Source organism: Burkholderia sp. AU45388, assembly GCF_030481585.1.
In the GTDB taxonomy this organism is placed as follows: Bacteria; Pseudomonadota; Gammaproteobacteria; order Burkholderiales; family Burkholderiaceae; genus Burkholderia; species Burkholderia sola.
Genome location: NZ_JAUJPV010000069.1, coordinates 1 through 998, shown reverse-complemented (window position 1 = coordinate 998; position 998 = coordinate 1). Strand labels below are relative to the sequence as shown.

The 998-nt window shown below is 64.7% G+C and carries 1 protein-coding gene; it reads left to right on the top strand.

Annotated elements, in window-relative coordinates:
• Window positions 1–998, top strand: a 998-nt coding sequence (locus QZM72_RS35460; protein WP_301740437.1) for an aminotransferase, incomplete at both ends; no start/stop codon positions are given.

Here is a 998-nt window from a genome sequence, read left to right as displayed (position 1 = left end):
CACCCGTTCTCCGACATGGGCGCGCTCAATCGCGCCGGCAGCCGCGTGATCGTGAAGGCCGACGGCGTCTACCTGTGGGACTCCGACGGCAACAAGGTGATCGACGGGATGGCCGGCCTGTGGTGCGTAAACGTCGGCTACGGCCGCAAGGAACTCGCCGACGCCGCGTATCGCCAGATCCAGGAACTGCCGTTCTACAACACGTTCTTCAAGACCACGCACCCGCCGGTGATCGAGCTTTCCGCGATGCTCGCGGAAGTCACGCCGGCCGGCTTCAACCACTTCTTCTATTGCAACAGCGGCTCGGAAGGCAACGACACCGTGCTGCGCCTCGTGCATCAATACTGGCGCGTGCAGGGCCAGCCGCAGAAGAAATACGTGATCTCGCGCAAGAACGGCTATCACGGCTCGACGATCGCGGGCGGCACGCTCGGCGGGATGGGATACATGCACGAGCAGATGCCGTCGAAGGTCGAGCACATCGTGCATATCGACCAGCCGTATTTCTTCGGCGAAGCGCAGCCGGGCGAGACGCCGGAAGCATTCGGCCTCGCGCGGGCACAGCAGCTCGAAGCGAAGATCCTCGAACTCGGCGCGGAGAACGTCGCGGCATTCATCGGCGAGCCGTTCCAGGGCGCGGGCGGCGTGATCTTCCCGCCGTCGACGTACTGGCCGGAAATTCAGCGGATCTGCCGCAAGTACGACATCCTGCTCGTCGCCGACGAAGTGATCGGCGGATTCGGCCGCACCGGCGAATGGTTCGCGCATCAGCACTTCGGCTTCGAGCCGGACCTGATCACGATGGCGAAGGGCCTGACCTCGGGCTACGTGCCGATGGGCGCGGTGGGTATTCACGAGCGCGTCGCACGCCCGATCATCGACAACGGCGAATTCAATCACGGCCTCACGTATTCGGGCCATCCGGTGGCGGCGGCCGTCGCGGTCGCGAACCTGAAGCTGCTGCGCGACGAAGGCATCGTCGAGCGCGTGAAGACCGA